Genomic DNA, 25,333 nt, shown 5'->3' on the forward strand with positions numbered 1-25,333 from the left:
TGCGTGGCCAATTCGCTACCCGGCAGTAAGTCATAGGCTCGACTCATGCGCCGAGCAAAGATCGTCTGCACTCTTGGGCCCGCCACCGACTCCTACGACCAGATCAAGGACCTGGTCGACGCCGGAATGGACATCGCCCGCTTCAATTTCAGCCACGGCACCCACGCCGAACACGAAGAGCGCTACCACCGTGTCCGCAAGGCGTCCGACGAGACCGGCCGCAGCGTCGGCGCCCTCGCCGACCTTCAGGGTCCGAAGATCCGCCTCGGCCACTTCGGTGAAGGACCCGTACTCCTTGAACGCGGCGACAGCTTCACCATCACCGTCGAGGAGGGCATCGAGGGCGACCGCCACACCTGCGGCACCACCTACGCCGGCCTCGCCGAAGACGTCACCCCCGGCGAACGCGTCCTCGTCGACGACGGCAAGGTCTGCCTGGAGGTGACCGCCGTCGACGGACCCCGTGTACGCACACGGGTGATCGAGGGCGGCATGGTCTCCGACCACAAGGGCCTCAACCTCCCCGGCGTCGCCGTATCCGTGCCCGCCCTGTCGAAGAAGGACGAGGACGACCTGCGCTGGGCGCTGCGCAACGGCTTCGACGTCGTCGCCCTCTCCTTCGTGCGCAGCGGCCGGGACGTCCTCGACGTCCACCGCATCATGGACGAGGAGGGCCGCCGCCTGCCCGTCATCGCCAAGGTCGAGAAGCCGCAGGCCGTGGCGAACATCGAGGACATCGTCGCCGCCTTCGACGGCATCATGGTCGCCCGCGGCGACCTCGGCGTCGAAATGCCCCTGGAGCAGGTACCGATCGTCCAGAAGCGCGCCATCAAGCTCGCCAAGCGCAACGCCAAGCCGGTCATCGTCGCCACCCAGATGCTCGACTCCATGATCGACAACGCCCGCCCCACCCGCGCGGAAGCCTCCGACGTCGCCAACGCGGTCATCGACGGCACGGACGCGGTCATGCTCTCCGGCGAGACCAGCGTCGGCAAGCACGCCACCGACACGGTGCGCACGATGGCCCGGATCGTCGAAGCGGCCGAGGAGGACATCCTCGCCAAGGGACTGCCCCCGCTGACCGAACGCAACAAGCCCCGCACCCAGGGCGGAGCGGTCGCCCGCGCCGCCGCCGAGATGGGCGACTTCCTCGGCGCGAAGTTCCTGGTCGCCTTCACCCAGTCCGGCGACACCGTCCGCCGCCTCTCCCGCTACCGCTCACCCATCCCCCTGCTCGCCTTCACCCCCGAACCGGCGACCCGCTCCCAGCTGAGCCTGACCTGGGGCGTGGAGACCTTCCTCGGCCCGCACGTGGACTCCACGGACGCGATGGTCGACCAGGTGGACGAACTGCTCACCAAGTACGGGCGCTGCGAGAAGGGCGACGTCGTGGTCATCACGGCCGGCTCACCGCCCGGGGTGTCCGGCACGACGAACCTGGTACGGGTCCACCACATCGGGGAGGACGACAGTCCCAAGTGATCAGTACTTGGGGCCCACGTGGACGTCCATGAGGGCTACGGAGGCTTTGCGGGCTACGGAGATGTTGAAAGGATCGCTGCCGCGCGCCAGAGTCGTCCACTCGACACCGACCGTGTCGAGGGCGCTGGTGAACAGCCCGCGGATGTCGTCCGACTTGTTGCTGAAGAAGTAGCGCGTGTACTCGTAGCGCTTGCGCACGCCGCCAACGGTTTTCGCCGTCCAGTTGGTGATACGGCAGCCGTCCGAGTGGATGAGGCCCCGGATGAACTCCCAAGGGTGAGCGTCAACGATGACCTGTTGCCACGTCTCCAGGGCGATTTTGCGTTCGTGCTTCTTGCCGGGGCCGTGTTGGGGGAACAAGCAGCACCAGTGTTTCGTGTACGACTTGACCTCCACGCAGCCAGGTTTCCGGCGCGGACGAACGCTGGGTAGTGGCATGACCTTGCGCATGGCGTCTGCCGCCGCTTCGATCAGGCCGGTCTGTGTGGCGTCGCAGAAGATCGACAGGTGATGCTGGCTGGGCTTCGAGACGATGTGACCGTCGCCGAGGTACAGGCCCAGCAGGTAGGCGTATGCAACCTCATCGAACTGGCGACCCGTACACCGAGGGCAATCGGTTGGTTGCCTGTACGCCTCGCCGCGCGCTTTTCGGTCCTCGCTGCGCCACCAGCCCACGGTCCCTCGCGGGATGTTGAGCTGCGCGGCAACCACGTGGTTGGGGAATCCCTGGTTCATGAGCGCAACAGCGTGTGCGCGGATCGAAGGACTGTGCTGCTCCATGGGAACACACTGAGTTAATGGCAGTCACTCGGGGTATGAAAAAGCGGAAGATCACGCGAATGTGGTCTTCCGCTTTTTGGTGCTTGTGCCGGGTACGGGACTCGAACCCGTATGTCCTTTCGAACAGATGTGTTTGAGACATCCGCGTATGCCAGTTCCGCCAACCCGGCTGGTCAGCCTTGAGGAGTGTACCGGTTCACCGCAGCAAGCCGCAGCTAGGTAGGCTCTCAGAAGCAGTACCGCCTGCCCCGGAACAAGGAGCGCCACGTGACCGCCCCCGAGTCGCCCCAGCCCGCCGACGTGACCGACGACGACCAGTCGCACGTTCCTCCGCTGACGACCCGTGTCGTCATCGCCGAGGACGAGGCGCTCATCCGGCTGGATCTCAAAGAGATGCTGGAGGAGGAGGGGTACTCCGTCGTCGGTGAGGCCGGTGACGGTGAGCAGGCCGTGGAGCTGGCCCGGGAGCACCGGCCCGACCTGGTGATCCTGGATGTGAAGATGCCCAAGCTGGACGGTATCTCCGCGGCCGAGAAGATCGCCGAGGAGAGCATCGCTCCGGTGCTGATGCTGACCGCCTTCTCGCAGCGCGACCTGGTGGAGCGGGCCCGGGACGCCGGGGCGATGGCGTACCTCGTGAAGCCGTTCAGCAAGAGCGACGTCGTGCCGGCGATCGAGATGGCCGTCTCGCGGTTCACGGAGCTGAAGGCGCTGGAGAAGGAGGTCGCCGACCTCAGCCTGCGCCTGGAGACCCGCAAGCTGGTGGACCGCGCCAAGTCGGTGCTTCAGACGGAGTACGGCCTGACCGAGCCGGCCGCCTTCCGGTGGATCCAGAAGACCTCGATGGACCGGCGGATGTCGATGCAGCAGGTGGCCGAGGCGGTCATCCAGGACGCCGAGGAGAAGAAGGCGTCCAAGGGCTGAGTCCTCGACGTACGAGTGAGGCCCGCGTCCCCGGTGTGGGGGTGCGGGCCTCGGCCGTACGGTGCGCAGGGGGTGTCAGTCCTCGCCGAGGTAGGCCTTGCGGACGGACTCGTCGTGGAGCAGGTCCTGGCCGCTGCCGGACAGGACGATGTTGCCGACCTCCATGACGTGACCGTGGTCGGCCAGGGAGAGGGCGGCCTGGGCGTTCTGTTCGACGAGCAGGATGGTGGTGCCCTGGGACTTCAGTTCGGCGATCGTCGCCATGATCTTCTGCATCATGATCGGCGAGAGGCCCATGGAGGGCTCGTCGAGCATGAGCAGCTTGGGCTGGGACATGAGGGCGCGGCCCATGGCGAGCATCTGCTGTTCGCCGCCGGAGAGGGTGCCCGCGGCCTGCTTGCGGCGTTCCCCGAGGATGGGGAAGAGGTCGTAGGCGCGCTGGATGTCCTTCTCGATGCCCGGCCGGTCGTTGCGCAGGAAGGCGCCGAGGCGGAGGTTGTCCTCGATGCTCATGCGCGGGAAGATGTGCCGGCCTTCGGGCGAGTGCGCGAGCCCGAGCGAGACGATTTGGTGGGCGGGGACCTTCTTGAGTGATTTGCCGCCGAATCTGATCTGGCCGCCGACCGGCTTGAGCAGGCCGGACAGGGTGCGCAGGGTGGTGGTCTTGCCGGCGCCGTTGGTGCCGATGAGGGTGACCACTTCGCCGGCGTCGACCTTGAAGGAGATGCCTTTGACGGCTTCGATCTTGCCGTAGGCGACGCGGAGGTCCTCGACCTCGAGGAGTGCGGTCATCGGTCGTTCTCCTTGCCGGCCGCGGTGTCCGTGGTGGTGTCGGCCTCGGCGGCTTCGGCCTGGGCGGCTTCGGCGGCTTCCACCTCGGCGGCTTCCGCGGCGCCGGGGTCGTTGGCGAGGGGTTCGCCGAGGTAGGCGGCGACGACGCGTTCGTCGCCCTGCACCGTGGCGCTGTCGCCCTCGACGAGCTTTTCGCCCTGGACGAGGACGGCGACGCGGTCGCAGAGGTTGAAGATGAACCGCATGTCGTGCTCGATGACGAGGACGGCGATGCCCTGGTCGCGGATGGCGAAGACGAGTTCTTCGGTGGCGCGTGTCTCCTGGGGGTTCATGCCGGCCGTGGGCTCGTCGAGCAGCAGCAGTCCCGGTTCGCTGGCCAGTGCGCGGGCGATCTCCAGCTTGCGCTGTTCGCCGTAGGGCAGGTTGCGGGCGAGGTGGTCGGCTTTGGGGGCGAGGCCCACGAACTCCAGTAGTTCCGTGGCGCGTTCCCGGGACGCCTTCTCCGCGCGGTGGAAGCCGGGGCCGCGCAGGACGGCGGACCAGAAGCCCTCTTTGGTCCGGGTGTGTCGGCCGACGAGTACGTTTTCCAGGACTGTCATGTTGCCGAACAGCCGGATGTTCTGGAAGGTGCGGGCGATGCCGGCGGCGGTCACTTTGAAGGATTTGGCCGGCAGGACCCGGCCCTTGTAGCGGACCTCGCCCTCGGTGGGGATGTAGAGGCCGGTCAGGCAGTTGAAGAAGGTCGTTTTGCCGGCGCCGTTGGGGCCGATCAGGCCGACGATTTCGCCGCTGTTGACGGTGAGGTCGACGCCGTTGACGGCGGTGAGTCCGCCGAAGCGCATGGTGACACCGCGTGCGTCGAGGATGGTGGTGCCGGGGGCGGGGGCGCCCGGTGCGGTGTCCTTGGTGGTGGTGTCGGTGGTCATGGTGGTCAGGCCCCTGTCTTGCTCAGGACTGTGGGCGCTTCGGCCTCTTCGTGGAACTCGAGCTTGCGGCGCCGGTTGGCGATGAGGCCTTCCGGGCGGAAGCGCATCAGGAGGACGAGCGCGAGTCCGAAGGCGAGGAGCTGGTAGTCGTCGAGGAACTGGAGCTTGTTGGGGATCAGGAAGAGCAGTGAGGCGCCGATGAGCGGGCCGGCGATGGTGCCCATGCCGCCGAGCACGACCGCCGCGAGCAGGAAGGCGGAGTTGGGCGGGGTGGTGCCGGCGAAGAGGTACTGCTCGGGGGTGACGGTGTAGGTGACGTGTGCCTGGACGGTGCCGGCGAGTCCGGCGAGCGAGGCGCCGACGGCGAAGGCGATGAGCTTGACGCGGAAGCCGTTGATGCCCATGGCGAGCGCGGCGGTTTCGTCCTCGCGGATGGCGACCCAGGCGCGGCCGATGCGGGAGTCGCCGCTGCGCCGGAAGACGAGGACGACGACGGCCGTGATGATGAGCATCAGCAGGAAGTAGTTGGCGAACCGGCCGAGGGTGAAGCTGCCCATGTCGTGGGAGACCCCGAGGTCGAAGCCGAGGATCTTGAGGTCGGGGATGGACGAGATGCCGTTGGAGCCGTTGGTGACGTCGGGCCCCGAGGTGCCGTCCAGGTTGTTGGCGGTGATCCGGAAGATCTCACCGAAGCCGAGGGTCACGATGGCGAGGTAGTCGCCGCGCAGCCGCAGGGTGGGCGCGCCGATCAGGACGCCGAAGACCAGGGAGGCGGCGGCGCCGACCAGGACGGCGGCCCAGAAGGGCAGGTGCAGGTCGAAGGGGGAGCTGGGGGAGCCGGAGACCATGGAGGCGGCGTAGGCGCCGACGCCGAGGAAGGCGACGTAGCCGAGGTCGAGCAGGCCGGCGAGGCCGACGACGATGTTCAGGCCGAGGGCGACGGTGGCGAAGATCAGGATGTAGACGCCGAGGGTGGCGTACTGGTCGTCGGACTGGGTGAAGGGGAAGCAGGCCGCTGCGATGAAGGCGCCGCAGACGGTGATGTTCTGGTGCCGGGCGGTGATCTCGGTGGCGTGGCTGATCAGTCCGGACCGGTGGAGGGCGGCGAAGCCGAAGCCGGCGACGATGAGGAAGCCGACGAAGAGTTCGTCGTACTCGGTGCCGATGCCGTAGGTGAAGACGAGCAGGGCCAGGGCGAGGACGGCGACGATGATGAGGATCTCGACGTAGGAGGGCAGTGCGCGCACGGGTCGGGGCTCTTTGGAGGCGAAGGCCGCGCGGACGGTCTGCCAGTTCTGCGAGCTGGTGTGCTTGAACTGGTCCCAGCCGGTGTCGTCGGGGTCGAAGGGGTCGGGCTCGGGCCGTTCGAAGGGGAGTGCGAGGGCGCCCAGGAAGGCGATGAGGGTGACGGCTGCGGCGATGTATCCGCCGGGTTCGAGGTTGACGACGCCGCCGAGCTGGGTGCTGATCGCGATGATCGTGTACCAGGTGGTGGCGAAGGCGGCGAGCGCGGCGAACTTGAGGGCCGCGTCGGCACCGGCGGGTGCGAGCCAGCCCAGTCCCTTGACGCCGTACGACGCGAGGCCGAAGAGGGTGGTGACGGCGCCGGCGATGAGCACCAGGACCTGCAGGCCGCCCGGGTAGCCGTAGACGGTGAGGTCGCCGGGGAACTCGGCGGTCCAGGTCCAGGCGAGGAAGGTGGAGACGACGGTGAGGGCGCCTCCGCCGGTGGCGAGGGCGCGGCCGAGGTTGGCGGGTATGCCGATGAGGCCGGAGGTGTCGCCCGGGGCGGGGGCGCCGGTGTTCTTCGGCGCGGTGGTCTGTGTGGTCATCGGTGTCACGCCCTGTCCGCAACGCGTTCGCCGAGCAGGCCCTGTGGCCTGAACAACAGCACGAGGATGAGGAGGATGAAGGCCCAGACGTCAGCCCAGGACTGGCTGCCGAACTTGTCCAGGCCGGGTATGTCGGCGATGTAGGCGGTGGCCAGGGTCTCGGCGACGCCGAGGACGACACCGCCGATCATGGCGCCGTAGATGTTGCCGATGCCGCCGAGGACTGCCGCGGTGAAGGCCTTGAGACCGAGGATGAAGCCCATCTTGAACTCGATCTGGCCGTACTTGAGGCCGTAGGCGACGCCTCCGACGGCGGCGAAGACGGCGCCGAGGGCGAAGGCGACCACGATGATGCGGTCGGTGTTGACGCCCATCAGCTTGGCGGTGTCCGGGTCCTGGGCGGTGGCCTGCATGCCGCGTCCGGTGCGGGTGCGCATGACGAAGTAGCCGAGCAGGGCCATGCTGACCGGGGCGGCGATCAGGAGGAAGATGTCGCCGGTCTGGATGGTGACGTTGCCGATGTGGAAGGGGCCGCCGTCGATCTGCGGGAAGGGGCGCGCGGACTTGGCGTCCGGGTACCAGGCCCATACCGCCTGCTGGAGGGCGAGGGAGAGGCCGATGGCGGTGATGAGGGGCGCGAGCCGGGGGGCGCCGCGCAGGGGACGGTAGGCGAACCGTTCCGCCCCGACGGCGACGGCGACGGAGACGATCACCGCGCCGAGGAGCATCAGGGGCAGGGCGATCAGCATGGAGGTGCCGTCGGGCAGGATGTACATGTAGACCGTGAGTGCGCCGAAGGCGCCGGTCATGAAGATCTCGCCGTGGGCGAAGTTGATGAGCTGGACGATGCCGTAGACCATTGTGTAGCCGATGGCGACGAGCCCGTACATGGATCCCAGTAGCAGGCCGTTGACCAGCTGCTGCGGCAGTTCGTTCACCGCATGTCCTCCGAGACTTTCGGACGTTCGACGGATATGGCCGGATGCGAGTCCGCGCGGGGCGCCTGTGGAACAGCGCCCCGCGCGGCTCGTGGGCTGTGGTGCGGGGTCGGTCAGCCGGTGTAGGTGCCGGACTTGACGTCGCTGAAGGCTCCGTTCTCGACGGAGTAGACGGTGAGTTGCTTGTTGGTGGCGTCACCGAACTCGTCGAAGGAGACCTTGCCGGTCACACCGTCGAAGGAGACGTTCTGCATGGCCTCGGTGACCTTGGCGCGGGCGTCGTCGGGGAGCTTCCCGTCGTTGTCCTCGACGACCTTCTTGACGGCCTCGATGATCGCCCAGGCGGAGTCGTAGGAGTAGCCGCCGTAGGCCGCGTAGTCCTCCTTGTAGCCGGCCGCCTTGTAGTCGGCCACGAACTTCTTGGCGGACGGGAGGGTCTCGACGGGCGCGCCGACGGAGGTGGCGAGGTCGCCGTTGGCGGCGGCGCCGGCCAGCTTGATGAAGGTGTCGTCCTTGATGCCGTCGCCGCCGACGAGCGGGATCTTGGCGCCGGCTTCCTTGATCTGCTTGCTGAGCGGGCCGGCCTGCGGGTATTCGCCGCCGTAGTAGACGACGTCGGCGCCGGAGTTCTTCACCTTGGTGGCGACCGAGGAGAAGTCCTTGGTGTCCGGGTTGATGTGCTCGGTGCCGACCACCTTGCCGCCGAGCTTCTTGAACTCCTCGGTGAAGGTGCCGGCGAGGCCCGCGCCGTAGGTCTTCTTGTCGTCGATGACGAAGACCTTCTTCTTCTTGGCGTCGTTGTAGACGTACTGCGCGGCGAACGGGCCCTGGATGGCGTCCGTGGTGGCGGTGCGGAAGTACGACTTGTACGGGCGGACCTTCTTGTTCCGCCAGTCCTGGCCCTGGGTGAGGGAGGGGCCGGTGTTGGCCGGGGAGACCTCGACCAGTTTGGCGGTGTCGAAGACCTTCTGCATGGATTCGCCGACCGACGAGTTCAGCGGGCCGACGACGCCGAGAACGTCCTTGTCGGCGACGAAGCTGCTGGCGTTCTGCTGGCCGACGGAGGGCTGGCCCTGGTCGTCGAGGGCTTCGACCTTGAAGGTGACGCCCTCGACGGTCTTGTTCTTGTTGGCCGTCTTGGCGGCGAGGTCCGCCGAGTTCTTGATGCCGAGGCCGAGCGCGGACAGGTCGCCGGTCAGCGGGGCGTCGACGCCGATGACGACGGTGGTGCCACCGCCGCCGTTGCCGGAGTCCGAGCCGCCGTCGTCGTCGCGCGAGCCGCAGGCGGTGAGGGTGAGCGCTCCCGCCGCCAGAGCGGCGGTGATGGCGATGAGCGAACGTTGGCGCACGATCAGTCCTTTCCCTGGCGCGGCCGCTTCCCCGTGGAGGCGGTCGAGTCGAGCGCGGGGCCGAAATGACAATCCGACGGCGCGGTGACTGGCCGTGACTCTAAGCGTGTGCAGGGAAGGTGGAGGAGGGTCTGACTGAGGCTGTGACTCTCTTGTTATGACACGGGGTATTGCAGAGCGGTACTGGCTGGGAAGAAGGGCTGAATTCAGGCCGATTCGCCCTGTCCGCATGGTGAGAACCCGCAGGACCGGCGCTTCGCGTTCAGGCGTCTGGGGCGTTTTGGTGATTACCTGGAATCGTTGCTGCAGGCGACCTCAAGGGTCCGGGAGAGGTCCCGCGCATAGCGCGTGCCCAGGATGAAACTGTGGGACTCTATTGCGCGCGCATTACGCAGTGTTACATCCAGGAAAGGGAGTCCGGGATTCCGGGGCGCTTTTTCACATTCCGTCACCCGCAGCGTGACAATGATCTTGCGGGCGGAATGCGATTTTGTCTGGAAAGGTGTCGCGGGGGAGGAGGACACCGACAGGCCGTCGTAGGGCTGGGTCAGCCGCGTCACGGTGACGGGCGGGCCCGACCGGACGCTCAGCAGCACCGTGAAGCCGAAGCCGCCGGCCGCGGCTCCCGGGGAGCCGGTCACGGGGGCCACGTAGACGAGGTCGATCGCCTGGGACGGGTAGGGCGGCGGGGGAGCGGGAGGCGGCTGCGGCCGGCTCGCGTACAGGTAGCCGCCGCCCGCCAGTACGACGAGGGCGGCGCCGGAGGCGAGGACGGTCCGGCGGTGGCGGTCGTAGTGCCGGGCGAGCCGTCCGCGCGGCCGGGGCCGCGGCGCCTCCCGGACGCGGGTGTCCTCGCCCGGCTCGACGGGGCCGACACCGCTCATGACTGCCACGGGCCGTTGCTCGGACCGCCGTCGCGGTACCCCTCGGCGCACGCCAGCCGCACCTGACGGCCGATCAACTCGTCGGCTTCCTGGGCGCCTTGGTCCCGCTTCAGGGTCCGTGCCGCGTCCACGACCTCCCGCAGGATGTCGTACTGCCGGTTGGACAGACCCATCGACTGATAGTCGCCGTAGGGTTCGCCGCCGTCCAGCATCTCGCGCGCCCAGTACCCGACGGCGCTCACGCACAACTCCGCGCCGGACGCGGGTCGCGGGGACGACGAGGGTGACGGGAGCGACGAGGGTGACGGGGGCGACGAGGTTGACGGGGACGCCGGGGGTGCGCTGTGCGCGGCGCCGGCGGAACCGTCCGCTCCGTCACCGGAGTCGCCGCAGCCGGTGGCGCAGACGGCGATCAGCAGGGCCAGGACCGGGACCAGCGCCGGGGACGGAGCCCGGGTCCGGGCCGGGGCATCGGGAACCGGTGCGCCCCCTTTGGGCATGGCCCGTCCCCGCACGACCCGGCGCCGCGGCGCCGCCGCCCCCGCCCGAGAGCCCCCTCCCCGTCCCATGCCCCGACGCTATGGCGCCCTGCGGCAGGGGGCAATGCCCGTGGCCGGGGTGGAGGGCCCGCCGCGGTCCGTCTCGGGATGCGTGGGCGCGGTGCTCAGCCCACCGCGCCCGCCCGGGCCCCGTCGCCGGGGTTCACGTCCCGCAGCAGGCAGGTCAGCCGGGCGGTGCACACCCGGCGGTCCTGCTCGTCGCTGATCACGACCTCGTACGTCGCCGTCGAACGGCCCCGGTGCACCGGCGTGGCCACCCCGGTGACCAGGCCGGAGCGGGCCCCGCGGTGGTGGGTGCAGTTCAGGTCGACCCCGACGGCGATCTTGGAGGCGCCGCCGTGCAGCATCGAGCCGACCGACCCGAGCGTCTCGGCCAGCACGGCCGAGGCGCCGCCGTGCAGCAGTCCGTACGGCTGGGTGTTGCCCTCCACCGGCATGGTGCCGACGACCCGGTCGGCCGACGCCTCGACGATCTGGACGCCCATGCGCGTCCCCAGGTGTCCGGCGGAGAACAGCGCGGGCAGGTCGACGCCGAGCGCGGCGTACTCGTCGATGACCTCCTGCGGGAACTGCACCTGCTGCTGCTCACCCATGGGCCGGCTCCGTTTCGTCGATCCGTCTGTGTGCCCGCCGGCCGGTCGGTGACCGGCCGGCCGCTTCGCTGAGCAAACGCTCAGTCGGTCGCCGATTGTTCCAGACGGACGACCACGGACTTGCTGGCCGGGGTGTTGCTGGTGTCCGCGGTGGCGTCCAGCGGCACCAGGACGTTGGTCTCCGGGTAGTACGCCGCCGCGCAGCCCCGGGCCGTCGGGTAGTGCACGACGCGGAAACCGGGCGCCCGCCGCTCCACCCCGTCCCGCCACTCGCTCACCAGGTCGACGTACGAGCCGTCCTCGACGTCCAGCTTCCGGGCGTCCTCCGGGTTGACCAGGACGACGCGGCGGCCGTTCCTGATCCCCCGGTAGCGGTCGTCCAGGCCGTAGATGGTGGTGTTGTACTGGTCGTGCGAGCGCAGCGTCTGCAGCAGCAGCCGCCCCTCGGGCAGCTCGGGGAACTCGACCGGCGCGGCGGTGAAGTTGGCCTTGCCGGTGGCCGTCGGGAAGCGGCGCTCGTCGCGCGGCGCGTGCGGCAGGGCGAATCCGCCGGGGTGCGCCACGCGCGCGTTGAAGTCCTCGAAGCCCGGCACGACCCGCCCGATGCGGTCGCGGATCGTCGCGTAGTCCTTCTCGAACTCCTCCCACGGCGTGCGGCTGTCCTCGCCCAGCACCCGGCGTGCCAGCCGGCACACGATCGCGGGCTCGGACAGCAGCTGCCGGCTCGCGGGCTCGAGCCGGCCGCGCGAGGCGTGCACCATGCCCATGGAGTCCTCCACGGTCACGAACTGCTCGCCCCCGCCCTGCAGATCACGCTCCGTGCGGCCCAGCGTCGGAAGGATCAGCGCCCGCGCGCCCGTGACCGCGTGCGAGCGGTTCAGCTTCGTCGACACGTGCACGGTGAGCCGCGCGCGGCGCATGGCCGACTCGGTGACCTCCGTGTCGGGGGAGGCGGAGACGAAGTTGCCGCCCATGGCGAAGAAGACCTTCGCCTCGCCGTCGCGCAGCGCGCGGATGGCCCGTACGACGTCGTAGCCGTGCTCGCGCGGCGGGGCGAAGCCGAACTCCTTCTCCAGGGCGTCCAGGAAGGCGGGCGCGGGCCGCTCGAAGATGCCCATCGTGCGGTCGCCCTGCACGTTGGAGTGGCCGCGCACCGGGCACACGCCCGCGCCCGGACGGCCGATGTTGCCGCGCAGCAGCAGGAAGTTCACCACCTCGCGGATGGTGGGCACCGAGTGCTTGTGCTGGGTCAGGCCCATCGCCCAGCACACGATGGTGCGCTTTGAGGCGAGGACCATGCGCAGTGCCTCCTCGATCTCCGCGCGCGTGAGACCGGTCGCGGCGAGCGTCTCGTCCCAGTCGGCGGCGCGGGCGGCCGCGGCGAACTCCTCGTAGCCGTGCGTGTGTTCCTCGACGAAGGCCTCGTCGACCGCGCCCTCGGTGGCGAGGATCAGCTTGTTGAGGAGCCGGAACAGGGCCTGGTCGCCGCCGAGGCGGATCTGCAGGAACAGGTCGGTGAGGGAGGCGCCCGCGGTGAGCCCCTTGGGGGTCTGCGGGTTCTTGAAGCGTTCCAGACCGGCCTCGGGCAGCGGATTGACGCTGATGATCCGCGCGCCGTTCGCCTTGGCCTTCTCCAGGGCGGAGAGCATCCGCGGGTGGTTGGTGCCCGGGTTCTGGCCCGCCACGATGATCAGGTCGGACTTGTAGAGGTCCTCCAGCAGGACGCTGCCCTTGCCGACGCCGATGGTCTCGGACAGGGCCGAGCCGGACGACTCGTGGCACATGTTGGAGCAGTCCGGCAAGTTGTTGGTGCCCAGCTCGCGCGCGAAGAGCTGGTAGAGGAACGCCGCCTCGTTGCTGGTGCGCCCCGAGGTGTAGAAGACCGCCTCGTCGGGCGAGTCCAGCGCGGCGATCTCCTCCGCGACGATGTCGAAGGCGCGCTCCCAGGTGACCGGCTCGTAGTGCTCGCCGCCCTCCGGCAGATACACCGGGTGCGTCAGCCGGCCCTGCTGGCCCAGCCAGTAGCCGCTGCGGCCGGTGAGGTCGGCCACGGAGTGCGCGGCGAAGAACTCCGGGGTGACCCGGCGCAGGGTGGCCTCCTCGGCCACGGCCTTCGCGCCGTTCTCGCAGAACTCCGCCTTGTGCCGGTGGTCACCCTCCGGCCAGGCGCAGCCCGGGCAGTCGAAGCCGTCCTTCTGGTTGACGCGCAGGAGCGTCAGCGCCGTCCGCCGCACGCCCATCTGCCGTTGGGCGATCCGCAGGGTGTGACCGATCGCCGGGATGCCCGCCGCCGCGTGCTGGGGCTCCGACACCTGCGGTGCGTCCTGAACCGGATCACCCTTGGGCGGCTTGGTCGCCATCGCGCGCTCCTTCGCTTACGCGTTGTGAAGTACGTCTCCGATCCTCGCACGCCCCGCCGACACCGAGGTGGGCCGGGCGGGGCGGAGTTGGTGAGCAAAGCTTGCGGAACCTGCGGCGTCGCGGCCGCGCGCCGGTCGCCGGACGGCGAGGACGGGACCGACTGTCAGTGGCACGTGGCAGGATCGGGGTTGTGGCGAAGACAGCATCGAAGAAGACCGACAGCACCTCCGGCGGCCGACCGCGGCTGATGCTCATGGACGGGCACTCCCTGGCGTACCGCGCGTTCTTCGCGCTGCCCGCGGAGAACTTCACGACCGCGACGGGCCAGCCGACCAACGCGATCTACGGCTTCGCGTCGATGCTGGCCAACACCCTGCGTGACGAGGCGCCCACGCACTTCGCGGTGGCGTTCGACGTCTCCCGCAAGACCTGGCGGTCCGAGGAGTTCACCGAGTACAAGGCCAACCGCTCCAAGACCCCGGACGAGTTCAAGGGGCAGGTGGAGCTGATCGGCGAGCTGCTCGACTCCATGCACGTCCCCCGCTTCGCCGTCGAGGGCTTCGAGGCGGACGACGTCATCGCCACCCTCGCCACCCAGGCCGAGGCCGAGGGCTTCGACGTGCTGATCGTCACCGGCGACCGGGACTCCTTCCAGCTGGTCAGCGAGCACACCACGGTCCTCTATCCGACCAAGGGCGTCTCCGAGCTGACCCGCTTCACGCCGGAGAAGGTCTTCGAGAAGTACGGGCTGACCCCCGCCCAGTACCCCGACTTCGCGGCGCTGCGCGGCGACCCGTCCGACAACCTGCCCGGCATCCCGGGTGTCGGTGAGAAGACGGCCGCGAAGTGGATCAACCAGTTCGGGTCCTTCGCGGAGCTGGTCGAGCGCGTCGACGAGGTCAAGGGCAAGGCCGGGCAGAACCTCCGCGACCACCTGGAGTCCGTCAAGCTCAACCGCCGGCTCACCGAGCTGGAGCGGCGCGTCGAGCTGCCGAGGACGGTCACCGACCTGGAGCGGACGGCGTACGACCGCAAGGGCGTCGCGGTGATCCTTGACACCCTGGAGATCCGCAACCCCTCCCTGCGCGAGCGGCTCTACGCCGTCGATCCGGGCGCCGAGGAGTCCGAGGCCGCCCCGGTGGTCGCGGACGGCGTGGAGCTGGACGGCACGGTGCTCGGCACGGGCGAGCTGGCCGGCTGGCTCACCGAGCACGGCAACCAGCCGCTCGGCGTGGCCACGGTCGACACCTGGGCGCTGGGCACCGGCTCGGTCACCGAGGTGGCGCTCGCCGCGGCCGACGGGAAGGCCGCCTGGTTCGACCCGACGGAGACCGACGAGGCCGACGAGGCGGCGTTCCGCGCCTGGCTCTCCGACCCGGCCCGGCCGAAGGTCCTCCACAACGCCAAGGGCGCGATGCGCGTCTTCGCCGAGCACGGCTGGAGCGTCGCCGGCGTGGGCATGGACACCGCGCTGGCCGCCTACCTGGTCAAGCCGGGCCGCCGCTCCTTCGACCTGGACGCGCTGTCCCTGGAGTACCTGCACCGCGAGCTGGCTCCCGCCGCCGCGGCCGACGGGCAGCTCGCCTTCGGCGCGGACGAGGGCGCCGAGGCCGAGGCGCTCATGGTGCAGGCCCGCGCCATCCTCGACCTGGGCGAGACCTTCGAGAGCCGCCTGGCGGACGTCGGCGCCGCCGACCTGCTGCGTGACATGGAGCTGCCCACGTCCGCACTGCTCGCCCGCATGGAGCGGCACGGCATCGCGGCCGACCGGGAACACCTCCAGGCCATGGAGCAGATGTTCGCGGGCGCGGTCCAGCAGGCGGTGAAGGAGGCGCACGCGGCGGCCGGACGGGAATTCAACCTGGGCTCGCCCAAGCAGCTCCAGGAGGTCCTCTTCGGCGAGCTGAACCTGCCGAAGACCAAGAAGACCAAGACCGGCTACACCACCGACGCCGACGCCCTGGCCTGGCTCGCCGCCCAGACGGACAACGAACTGCCGGTGATCATGCTCCGCCACCGTGAGCAGGCCAAGCTGCGCGTCACGGTGGAGGGCCTGATCAAGACGATCGCCGCGGACGGCCGTATCCACACCACGTTCAACCAGACGGTCGCCGCGACCGGCCGCCTCTCCTCCACGGACCCGAACCTGCAGAACATCCCGGTCCGCACCGACGAGGGCCGCGCCATCCGCCGGGGCTTCGTGGTCGGCGAGGGCTTCGAGTCCCTGATGACGGCCGACTACAGCCAGATCGAGCTGCGGGTGATGGCCCACCTGTCCGAGGACGCGGGCCTGACCGAGGCGTTCACCTCCGGCGAGGACCTGCACACCACCGCGGCCGCCCAGGTCTTCTCCGTCGAGCAGTCGGCCGTGGACGCGGAGATGCGCCGCAAGATCAAGGCCATGTCCTACGGCCTGGCGTACGGCCTGTCCGCCTTCGGCCTCTCCCAGCAGCTGAACATCGAGGCGGCCGAGGCGCGCGGCCTGATGGACGCCTACTTCGAGCGCTTCGGCGGCGTACGGGACTATCTGCGCCGGGTCGTCGACGAGGCACGGGCCACGGGGTACACGGCGACCCTCTTCGGCCGCCGCCGTTACCTGCCCGACCTCAACAGCGACAACCGCCAGCGCCGCGAGGCGGCCGAGCGCATGGCCCTGAACGCGCCGATCCAGGGCACGGCGGCCGACATCGTCAAGATCGCCATGCTCAACGTCGACAGGGCGCTGCGCGAGGCGGGCCTCGAGTCCCGCATGCTCCTCCAGGTCCACGACGAAATCGTCCTGGAGATCGCCCCGGGCGAGCGCGCGGCGGCGGAGGAACTGGTCCGCCGCGAAATGGCGAACGCGGTACAGCTCAGGGTCCCCCTGGGCGTCTCGGTGGGCGCGGGCCCGGACTGGGAGTCGGCAGCGCACTAGCCTCCCCGTCGCTGCGATCAGTCGCATGCCGCCGTAGCTGCGGGCAGTCGTGCCACTGGGGCGGCAGGGATGGGCGCAGCGGCAGGGGGTGCTGCGCCCGCCCGCGCCCGCCCCGCCCGGGCTGCGATCAGTCGCACGCCGCCGTAGCTGCGGGCAGTCGTGCCGCTGGGGCGGCACGGGTGGGCGGTGGGGGTACCTCCCGCTCGAGCGAAGCCGAGAGTGGGGGAGGCACCCCGCAACGCCGGGCTGCGTACCCCCTTAGCGCCGCCCGCGCCGGCCACCCGTCGGCGCGGGCCGGCCGACACCACTGTTCAGCACGGAGCCCCGCCCTCACACGCGGGCCCCACCTCCGGCAGGGGGGGGCGGCCAGGCCCCGCCCCTCGCACGCGCCCCCACCCGCCCGTTCCCCCCGCGCGCCCGCCCCCGTCACTCCGGTGGCCCCCGAGGAAACGCCCCGACCCGGGTCTCCCGTGAGGATGCGGGCATGGGTATACGCATGCTCCACCACCGGACGACACCGGCACGGGCACGCACAGACGGACCCGCCCGCGTGCCACTCCTCCCGGTCCCGGTCTTCGCACCGGGCGCAAGTACCGGCCGCACCCCCACCACCCTCACGACGGCCCTGCACCGCACCGCGAAGGACCTCCGCCGCAGACTCGCCCGCAGGGCCCCCGCGACCGCCGCCCCGCACGAGGCACCCGCCTGGCACCTGTGGGCCGACCTGGCCCGCGGTTACCTCGCGCTGGCCCTCACCCTGCTGCCACGGCCCCGCCCCGCCCGCACCTTCACCGTGTTCGTGGCGACCGCCGACACCCCGGGTGCGCGACCCGACGGACCGGCACCGTACTGACGACCGCCCGCCCCGGGCGGCACGGCGGCCGCGTGACCGAGGGCGAACGGCAACAGAAGTCCTCATATGGCCAACTGGTGAATATCGGGCACGAACGGGTGCCCGTGCAAAGCAAGTTGTCGTAGGGTCGCCTGCGGCACCGTACGGGTCGAACAGACGGACACCGTGCTCGCAGGAGTGCGGTGCAACCGTCGGTGCCCGTCGATCGTCACAACAGGGCGGAAACAGCGGGTACAACGGGCGAGTACGACAGCAGAACACGTACGGAGAAGGGCGCGCGGGCGTCCAGGGGAGGGGTTCACTCTATGGCGGCGCATTTCGACAGGAGGCTCCGCAAGGCGGCGGTCACCACCACCGTGGCGGCGGTCGCGGTCGCGGCCCTGTCCGCGTCCCAGGCTCCCGACGTGACGGCCGACGGCAACGGCAGACAGACCACCGCCGACAACGCGCCGGCGTCCGACACGCCCTCCGCCGAGAGCGCCACCGGCAACTCGCCCTACTACACCGACCTGCCGCCGCTCAACAGCCCCAGCCCCGCCCCGACCACGGGCACACCCACATCCCCGGGCTCGTCCGAGACCGGCATTCCCGCGACCGTCCTCGACGCCTACAAGAAGGCCGAGTCGGAGCTGCGCCGGTCCAAGCCCGGCTGCAACCTGCCGTGGCAACTGCTCGCCGCCATCGGCAAGGTGGAGTCCGGTCAGGCCCGCGGCGGCCGCGTCGACGCCAACGGCACCACGATCGGCAGGATCATCGGCCCGCAGCTCGACGGCAACGGCTTCGCGCTCATCAAGGACACCGACAACGGTGTCTACGACGGCAACAGCAGTTACGACAACGCCGTCGGCCCCATGCAGTTCATCCCGTCCACCTGGGCATGGGCGGGCCGCGACGGCAACGGCGACGGCAAGGAAGACCCCAACAACGTCTACGACGCCGCGCTCGCCGCCGGCCACTACCTGTGCCGCTACGACTGGGACCTGTCCGACCAGGCCGATCTCGACCGCGCGATCCTCAGCTACAACCCATCGCAGGACTACCTGAACACCGTCCTGTCGTGGCTGGAGCACTACCGCAAGGGCACCCACGAGATCCCGGACGGCACCGGCAGCCTCCCGGTCGGCCGCAGCGACGACACCAACGCGGGCGCCAGTCCCTCGCCGGGCAGGACGGGCGCGAGCAGCACGCCCAAGACACCCGGTGCGGCGACGCCCAGCCCGGGCCAAAGCCCGAGCAAGCCGCCGACGTCGGGCAAGCCCACCGACCCCGGGGGCCCGGGCACCGAGCCCGCTACGCCGCCCACGGACCCGGCGCCGCCGACTGAGACCCCCACCCCCACGGACATGGTTCACCACCTGGAGAACGCCGGTACCACGGGGCTCACCGCGACCGCGGGCGACTCCTTCGCCAAGAAGATCAGCACCCGCGCCGAGACCAAGGCCGGAGACGCCGTCGGCAAGGTGCGCATCCGCTTCACCGTCCTGGGCGACACGGACGCCACCTTCACCGGCGGCGAGAAGGTCGCCGCGGTCACCACCAACGCCTCCGGCGTGGCCGTCGCGCCCGCGCTGGTGGCGGGCGAGCAGACCGGCGAGTTCACCGTCCGCGCCACGGTGATCGGCCGTACCGTCCCGGGCCTCGACTACACGGCCACCGTCACCGAGCGCGTCGCCGACACCCTCACCAGCACCGGCGCGACGGAGCTGACGTGCACGCCGGGCGGCGAGTTCGCCGACCTGGCCGAGGTGAAGGCCACGCTCAAGGGCGCCGTCGCGGACAAGGTCGCCGTCACCGCCACCCTCATCAAGTCGGACACCGACCCGGCCGAGAACGACAAGGGCCCCTACTTCAAGGACGCCGACGGCAAGGCCGTCCGCACCCTGACCGGCCGGAAGACCGACGCCAAGGGCCTGCTGCAGCTGCCGAAGCTGTACGCCGACGACACCGAGGGCACGTACGTCCTCCGCCTCACCGCGGCGGGCGGCGCCACCCTCGACATCACCCTGAAGGTGGCCAAGGCGGCCGAGCCCACGCCGGACCCGTCGACCGATCCGTCGCCGACCGCTCCCTCGACCGAGCCGTCGCCGACCGCCCCCTCCACCGAGCCGTCGACCGAACCGGAGGCATAGGCCCCGATCCGCTGCCCGGCGGGGCTCTCCACCCTGCGCCGGGCAGCGGTCACTTGCCGAGCCGGGCCTTGGTGTACCGCGTCGGCTCCGCCGTGGCGGGGTCCTCGGGCCACGGGTGCTTGGGATAGCGGCCGCGCAGCTCCGCCCGTACGCCCTTGTAGCCGTCCCTCCAGAACGAGGCCAGGTCGGCCGTGACCGCAGCGGGACGGCCTGCGGGGGAGAGGAGATGCACGAGAAGCGGCACCCCCGCGACCTCCGGTGACCGCTGGAGCCCGAACATCTCCTGCAGCTTCACCGCGAGGACGGGCTGTTCGGGGTTGCCGTAGTCGATCCGGATCCTGGACCCACTGGGGACGACGATCCGCTCGGGGGCCAGCTCGTCGAGCCGCGCCGCCTCTCCGGAGGCCCAGGGCAGCAGCCGCGTCAGCGCCTCCCCGGCGTCGATCCGCCCCAGGTCGGCTCGCCGCCGGGCCCGGCTCAGCTCGGGCTCCAGCCACTCGTCCGCGCGCGCGAGGAGCGCGTCGTCGGAGACGTCCGGCCAGGGTTCACCGAGATGCCGCCGCAGGAACGCGAGCCGCTTGCGCAACAGGTCGCCGTCGGCCGACCGGCGCAGCAGCCCGAACCCTTCCCGCCGCAACCCCTCCAGCAGCGCGCCCCGTACGAGACCGGGGTCGGCATCGGCGAGGGGCCGCACCGCCAGCTCCACCGCCCCGAGCCGCTCGACACGCCGGGCCACCACGTCACCGTCGGCCCAGTGCACCTCGTCCCGTTCCGTCAGCAGCGCCCCGGCCGCGAGCCGGGCGGTGTCCTCGTCGACGACCGCACCGAGCTGCACGCGCGCGTGTCCCTTTCCCACGGGCCGGTCGGCCACGGCGACGGCGATCCACGGCGCTCCACGCAGCGCGGACGCCTCCGGCAGCTCCGCCCGGGTGCCGGACACCATCAGATACGAACCGCCGTCCTTCCTGGCCACCCGCTCGGGAAACGCCAGAGCGGCCACCAGACCGGCGAGAGCCTCCTCGCCGACCCGCTGCCCGCGCCCACCGCCGCCGCCCTCCACAGCGCTCCGCAGCCGCCGCACCTCGGCCCGCCACCGCGCCCCGTACGCGTCCCCGCCACGCCGGGCCGCCCGCAGCACGGCCGGAAGATCGTCCCCGTACTCCCGCGGCGCCTCCTCGCTCAGCAGCCCCACCACCTCGGCCACCACCTCACGCCCCTCGGCTCCCCGGCCCCTGAAGCCGCCCGTTCGGGCATCGCCCGCTGCGGAGGCGTGCGTCCCGGCGGTGCTCGCTCCGGAGGAGTCCGTCGAGGGGGCGTTCGTCGTGGAGTGGGCCGTCCGGGCCGCGTCCGCTCCGGAGCCAACAGCCCTGGAGGCGTCCGTCCTGGAACCGTCTGCGTCGGAACCGGCCGTACCGGGGGCGTCGATCCGCGGCACACCCGCACCGTGGGTGCCCGCCCCGGAGGCTCCGGCCCCGGCGCCCCCGGCCTGGGCGGCGCCCCCGGCCTGGGCGGCGGCCCGTCGCGCGGTGTCGCCGCCGGCGTGTCGCGTGGCCGAGACCCTCGCCGACGCAGCACCCGCACCCGCATCCGCATCCGCGCCCGCACCCGCGGGCCGCGCACCGGAGCGGTCCCGAGGCGCCGCCGCCGGACCCGAGGCGGCCCGGCGGGAAATCCCCGCGCTCACCTCCTCCGCGTCCAGGAGCGCCCGGCCCAGCCGGGGATGCAGCCCGAGGCGGGCCAGTCGTACGCCCCGCTCCGTCGCCCGGCCGGACGCGTCCACCGCGCCGACCGCCTCCAGCACCGACCGGGCGGCCGTCATCGCCCCGCCCGGCGGCGGATCGAGCAGCGCGAGACCGGACGCGTCCGGATCGCCCCAGCAGGCCGCCTGCAACGCGAACGCCGTCAGGTCGGCCACCTTGATCTCCGGCGCCGGGAACCGCGGCAGACGGGCGTCCTCCGCCTCCGCCCAGCAGCGGTACACCACCCCCGGCGCCTCACGGCCGGCCCGGCCCGCCCGCTGCCGCGCCGCCGCCCGCGAGGCCCGTACCGTCGTCAGCGCGCTCAGCCCGCGCGCGTGGTCCACCCGCGGCTCCCGCGCCAGCCCCGCGTCCACGACCACCCGCACGCCCGGAACCGTCAGCGACGACTCGGCCACCGAGGTCGCCAGCACCACCCGGCGCCGCCCCCCGGGCGCCAGCACCGCGTCCTGCACGGCCGCGGGCGCCCGACCGTGCACCTGGAGCACGTCGACGTCCGCGAGCGCCCGCAATTGCCCGGCGACGCGGGAGATCTCGCCGACTCCCGGCAGGAATCACAGCACGTCCCCGTCCCGCTCGGCCAGCGCCCGCCGCACCACCGACGCCACGTGCGCGAGCAGTGCCGGGTCCACCCGCGTCCCGTGCGGCGGCCGCACCGGACGCGCCGGTGGCGCCCACACGACCTCGACGGGGTACGACACGCCCGGCGCCTCGACGACCGGCGCGCCGCCCAGCAGCCGGGACCAGCCCTCCGCGTCGGTCGTGGCCGACGCCGCCACCAGCCGCAGCTCAGGACGCAGAGCCTGCCGCACGTCCCAGAGGAACGCCGCAGTCGTGTCCGCGTCCAGATGCCGCTCGTGGCACTCGTCCAGCACCACCACGTCGACGCCCGTCAGCTCCTGGTCCCGCTGGAGCCGCTGCAGCAGCACTCCGGTCGTGACGACCTCCACGCGCGCGTGGCGCCCGACGACCCGCTCCCCGCGCACGGTGTAGCCGACGCTCGCGCCCGGCTTCTCGCCCAGCAGCCACGCCATCCGCCGCGCCGCCGCCCGCGCCGCGATCCGCCGCGGCTCGGCCACGACCACGCGTCGCGCGGCAGCCTCCGCCCCGCCCAGCAGCCCGGCCAGCGCCAGCGGCACCAGCGTCGTCTTGCCGGTGCCGGGCGGCGCGACCAGCACCGCCGTGCCGTGCCCCTCCAGGGCGTCGTGCAGCGCGGGCAGGGCACCGCGCACGGGCAGCGCGTCCAGGGCGTCGTAACGGATCACGCCCCCAGTGTCGTACGTCCGCGAAACCGCCCTCCACGCGCGCGTGATCATGAGCACGGGCTGATCGACCAGTACGGCACCGCCATCCCGTCTTCCACGCGCGCGTGGAAGACGGGCCCGGCCCGGTACGGCTACGGCTACGGCTCAGTCGCGCTCGCAGACGAAGATCGCCGTCCCCGGGATCAGATGCCCGCGCAGCGGCGACCAGCCGCCCCACTCCGAGGTGTTCCAGTCCGGCCACTCCGGCTCGACGAGGTCCACCAGCCGGAACCCCGACGTCACCACGTCCCGCACCCGGTCGCCGAGCGTCCTGTGGTGCTCGACGTACACCGCGAGGCCCTCGTCGTCCTGCTCGACGTACGGCGTGCGGTCGAAGTAGGAGGCGGACACCGACAGGCCCTCGGGGCCCGGCTCGTCCGGGAACGCCCAGCGCAGCGGGTGCGTGACCGAGAAGACGAAGCGGCCGCCGGGCCGCAGTACCCGGTGCACCTCCCGCAGCACCAGCCGCGGGTCGGCGACGAACGGCAGCGCCCCGTACGCCGAGCACGCCAGGTCGAACGAAGCGTCCGCGAAGGGCAGCACCGTCGCGTCGGCACACACCAGGGGGAAGGAGGCGCCGATGCGCAGGGCGTGCTGGAGCTGGCGGTGGGAGAGGTCCAGGGCCACCGGACGGGCACCCTGGGCGGTCAGCCACCGGGAGCACTGGCCGGCGCCGGCGCCGATCTCCAGGACGTCCTTGCCCTTCAGGTCCTCCGGCGGGCCGAGCAGCTCGGCCTCCACCTCGTCCAGCCCCTCGGGGCACCACACGAAGCGGTTGTCACCGAGGAAGGTGCCGTGCTCGGTCTGGTACTCGTCCGCGTTCCGGTCCCACCAGCCGCGGTTGGCGCGGGAACTCTCCGTGACACCGGCGGCACGCCGGGTGGCCTCGGGCTCGGATCCTTCGGCTCCCTCGGCCGCTGATGCCGCCTCGGACGTTACGGGCTCTTGGATGACCGGCTCCCTCGTACTAGTCTGCGGGCTCTTCCGTGCCGCCCGCCCCGCGTGTCACGCGAGGGGCATCCAGGGGTCCGTGTGGCCTCGGGAGACGGCTTTTGTGCCGGGTATGCGACGATCCGCCCCGGGTGTGCGGCTTCGCGCATTGACCCTGCCCGGCTGCCCCCGTATGCTACAAGTTGCGCTGCGGGCCTGCGCACCTCAGACGTAGCAGGTCGCGCTCGCATCTGTTGTATGTCCCCTCGGTTCTCGAGGCGTCGCCAGTGGTTTTCGGTGACGCTTCCTTGGCTGTCCGGCTTCTGCAGAGCGAAACGGGCTCCCGGCGTAAGCAGTACCTACGACTCAATGTCCGTACCGGAGCCCTTTCCCACATGACGAGCAGCACCGAGACCACCGCCACCACCCCGCAGGTTGCGGTCAACGACATCGGTAACGAGGAAGCCTTCCTCGCCGCGATCGACGAGACGATCAAGTACTTCAACGACGGCGACATCGTCGACGGCGTCATCGTGAAGGTCGACCGGGACGAGGTCCTGCTCGACATCGGTTACAAGACCGAAGGTGTCATCCCGAGCCGCGAGCTCTCGATCAAGCACGACGTCGACCCCAACGAGGTCGTCGCCGTCGGTGACGAGATCGAGGCCCTGGTCCTCCAGAAGGAGGACAAGGAAGGCCGCCTGATCCTCTCGAAGAAGCGCGCCCAGTACGAGCGTGCCTGGGGCACCATCGAGAAGATCAAGGAAGAGGACGGCATCGTCACCGGTACCGTCATCGAGGTCGTCAAGGGTGGTCTCATCCTCGACATCGGCCTCCGCGGCTTCCTCCCGGCCTCCCTGGTCGAGATGCGCCGCGTCCGCGACCTCCAGCCCTACGTGGGCAAGGAGCTCGAGGCGAAGATCATCGAGCTGGACAAGAACCGCAACAACGTGGTCCTGTCCCGCCGTGCCTGGCTGGAGCAGACCCAGTCCGAGGTCCGCCAGACGTTCCTCACCACCCTCCAGAAGGGTCAGGTCCGTTCCGGCGTCGTCTCCTCGATCGTCAACTTCGGTGCCTTCGTGGACCTGGGTGGCGTCGACGGTCTGGTCCACGTCTCCGAGCTGTCCTGGAAGCACATCGACCACCCGTCCGAGGTTGTCGAGGTCGGCCAGGAGGTCACCGTCGAGGTCCTCGACGTCGACATGGACCGCGAGCGTGTCTCCCTGTCGCTGAAGGCGACCCAGGAAGACCCGTGGCAGCAGTTCGCCCGCACCCACCAGATCGGCCAGGTCGTGCCCGGCAAGGTCACGAAGCTGGTTCCGTTCGGCGCGTTCGTCCGCGTGGACGAGGGCATCGAGGGTCTGGTCCACATCTCCGAGCTGGCCGAGCGCCACGTGGAGATCCCGGAGCAGGTCGTCCAGGTCAACGACGAGATCTTCGTCAAGGTCATCGACATCGACCTCGAGCGCCGTCGCATCAGCCTCTCGCTGAAGCAGGCCAACGAGGCCTTCGGTGCCGACCCGTCCGCGGTCGAGTTCGACCCGACCCTGTACGGCATGGCCGCGTCCTACGACGACCAGGGCAACTACATCTACCCCGAGGGCTTCGACCCCGAGACCAACGACTGGCTCGAGGGCTACGAGACCCAGCGCGAGGCCTGGGAGACGCAGTACGCCGAGGCCCAGCAGCGCTTCGAGCAGCACCAGGCGCAGGTCATCAAGTCCCGCGAGGCGGACGAGAAGGCCGCTGCCGAGGGTGTCGACACCGCGGGTGCGGCTCCGGCCGCGTCCGGTGGTGGCGGCGGCGGCTCGTACTCCTCCGAGGGCGGCGACAACTCCGGCGCCCTGGCGTCGGACGAGGCGCTGGCCGCGCTGCGCGAGAAGCTGGCCGGCGGCCAGAGCTGAAGCTCTGAACACCGGCCGCTGACACACAGCGGTTGAAGCACAGCGGTAGACCGAGGGGCCGCACCTTCCGAGGTGCGGCCCCTTCGGTGTGTTCCCCCGGGAATGCCCCACCCCACAAGGG

The 25,333-nt window shown here is 70.8% G+C and carries 16 protein-coding genes, 1 tRNA gene and 2 pseudogenes; 6 read left to right on the plus strand and 13 right to left on the minus strand.

Annotated features, from left to right (window positions below; all coding sequences use genetic code 11):
- The first annotated feature begins 45 nt into the window (after window positions 1-45).
- A complete protein-coding gene (gene pyk / locus ABS735_RS07600; RefSeq protein ID WP_373902101.1) occupies window positions 46-1,482 on the plus strand; it encodes a pyruvate kinase in 1,437 nt (478 codons plus the stop codon).
- Here pyk and ABS735_RS07605 read toward each other — a convergent pair whose 3' ends face one another.
- Both ABS735_RS07605 and ABS735_RS07610 read right to left on the minus strand, forming a co-directional pair.
- A complete protein-coding gene (locus ABS735_RS07605; RefSeq protein ID WP_373902102.1) occupies window positions 1,483-2,262 on the minus strand; it encodes a helix-turn-helix domain-containing protein in 780 nt (259 codons plus the stop codon).
- A gap of 86 nt (window positions 2,263-2,348) precedes the next feature.
- Window positions 2,349-2,432 (minus strand) — tRNA-Leu (locus tag ABS735_RS07610).
- A 97-nt stretch (window positions 2,433-2,529) separates the two neighbouring features.
- Between ABS735_RS07610 and ABS735_RS07615 the strand changes: the two genes are divergently transcribed.
- Window positions 2,530-3,186 carry an ANTAR domain-containing response regulator gene (locus ABS735_RS07615; protein WP_133888483.1) on the plus strand — a complete coding sequence of 219 codons (657 nt, stop codon included), beginning with the start codon at window positions 2,530-2,532 and terminating at the stop codon, window positions 3,184-3,186.
- Between the two features lie 75 nt (window positions 3,187-3,261).
- Here the strand turns inward: ABS735_RS07615 and ABS735_RS07620 are convergent, their stop codons facing one another.
- The 9 genes from ABS735_RS07620 to ABS735_RS07660 all read right to left on the minus strand — a co-directional run bounded on the left by ABS735_RS07620 (window position 3,262) and on the right by ABS735_RS07660 (window position 13,420).
- Window positions 3,262-3,978, minus strand: coding sequence for an ABC transporter ATP-binding protein (locus tag ABS735_RS07620; protein ID WP_373902103.1), 717 nt, complete (start codon window positions 3,976-3,978; stop codon window positions 3,262-3,264).
- On the minus strand, window positions 3,975-4,904 hold the full coding sequence (locus ABS735_RS07625; RefSeq protein ID WP_373902104.1) for an ABC transporter ATP-binding protein: 930 nt from the start codon (window positions 4,902-4,904) through the stop codon (window positions 3,975-3,977). Before ABS735_RS07625 ends, ABS735_RS07620 begins: the two co-directional genes overlap by 4 nt.
- A 5-nt stretch (window positions 4,905-4,909) precedes the next feature.
- Window positions 4,910-6,736 (minus strand): branched-chain amino acid ABC transporter permease, encoded by a 1,827-nt coding sequence (locus ABS735_RS07630; protein ID WP_373902105.1) that lies wholly within the window; start codon window positions 6,734-6,736, stop codon window positions 4,910-4,912.
- Between the two features lie 5 nt (window positions 6,737-6,741).
- Window positions 6,742-7,674, minus strand: coding sequence for a branched-chain amino acid ABC transporter permease (locus tag ABS735_RS07635; protein ID WP_373902106.1), 933 nt, complete (start codon window positions 7,672-7,674; stop codon window positions 6,742-6,744).
- Between the two features lie 113 nt (window positions 7,675-7,787).
- Window positions 7,788-9,023, minus strand: a complete 1,236-nt coding sequence (locus ABS735_RS07640) for a branched-chain amino acid ABC transporter substrate-binding protein (protein WP_373902107.1) — start codon at window positions 9,021-9,023, stop codon at window positions 7,788-7,790.
- Between the two features lie 287 nt (window positions 9,024-9,310).
- A complete protein-coding gene (locus tag ABS735_RS07645; protein ID WP_373902328.1) occupies window positions 9,311-9,907 on the minus strand; it encodes a Tat pathway signal sequence domain protein in 597 nt (198 codons plus the stop codon).
- The gene (locus ABS735_RS07650; RefSeq protein WP_373902108.1) at window positions 9,904-10,149 is read right to left on the minus strand and encodes a hypothetical protein; all 246 of its coding nucleotides are present in this window, start codon (window positions 10,147-10,149) and stop codon (window positions 9,904-9,906) included. The genes ABS735_RS07645 and ABS735_RS07650 overlap by 4 nt, the downstream gene beginning before the upstream one ends.
- Window positions 10,150-10,571: 422 nt before the next feature.
- Window positions 10,572-11,060, minus strand: coding sequence for a PaaI family thioesterase (locus tag ABS735_RS07655; RefSeq protein WP_373902109.1), 489 nt, complete (start codon window positions 11,058-11,060; stop codon window positions 10,572-10,574).
- An 80-nt stretch (window positions 11,061-11,140) separates the two neighbouring features.
- On the minus strand, window positions 11,141-13,420 hold the full coding sequence (locus ABS735_RS07660; protein WP_373902110.1) for an FdhF/YdeP family oxidoreductase: 2,280 nt from the start codon (window positions 13,418-13,420) through the stop codon (window positions 11,141-11,143).
- A 191-nt stretch (window positions 13,421-13,611) separates the two neighbouring features.
- Between ABS735_RS07660 and polA the strand changes: the two genes are divergently transcribed.
- The 3 genes from polA (at window position 13,612) to ABS735_RS07675 (ending at window position 19,317) form a co-directional block, all read left to right on the plus strand.
- Entirely contained in the window at window positions 13,612-16,335 is a 2,724-nt protein-coding gene (gene polA, locus ABS735_RS07665; protein WP_373902111.1) for a DNA polymerase I, read from the plus strand.
- A gap of 550 nt (window positions 16,336-16,885) precedes the next feature.
- Window positions 16,886-17,188 (plus strand): hypothetical protein, encoded by a 303-nt coding sequence (locus ABS735_RS07670; RefSeq protein ID WP_373902112.1) that lies wholly within the window; start codon window positions 16,886-16,888, stop codon window positions 17,186-17,188.
- 305 nt (window positions 17,189-17,493) lie between these two features.
- A complete protein-coding gene (locus ABS735_RS07675; protein WP_373902113.1) occupies window positions 17,494-19,317 on the plus strand; it encodes a lytic transglycosylase domain-containing protein in 1,824 nt (607 codons plus the stop codon).
- Between the two features lie 49 nt (window positions 19,318-19,366).
- Here the strand turns inward: ABS735_RS07675 and ABS735_RS07680 are convergent.
- Together ABS735_RS07680 and ABS735_RS07685 are read right to left on the minus strand one after the other, a co-directional pair.
- Window positions 19,367-22,339 (minus strand): annotated as a pseudogene (locus ABS735_RS07680) (ATP-dependent RNA helicase).
- Between the two features lie 144 nt (window positions 22,340-22,483).
- A pseudogene (locus ABS735_RS07685) lies at window positions 22,484-23,451 on the minus strand (class I SAM-dependent methyltransferase).
- A gap of 252 nt (window positions 23,452-23,703) precedes the next feature.
- Here ABS735_RS07685 and rpsA point away from each other — a divergent pair.
- Window positions 23,704-25,212, plus strand: coding sequence for a 30S ribosomal protein S1 (rpsA, locus tag ABS735_RS07690; RefSeq protein WP_373902114.1), 1,509 nt, complete (start codon window positions 23,704-23,706; stop codon window positions 25,210-25,212).
- The last annotated feature ends 121 nt before the right edge of the window (window positions 25,213-25,333 follow it).

This window comes from Streptomyces sp. MMCC 100 (genome assembly GCF_041538145.2).
Taxonomy (GTDB): domain Bacteria; phylum Actinomycetota; class Actinomycetes; order Streptomycetales; family Streptomycetaceae; genus Streptomyces.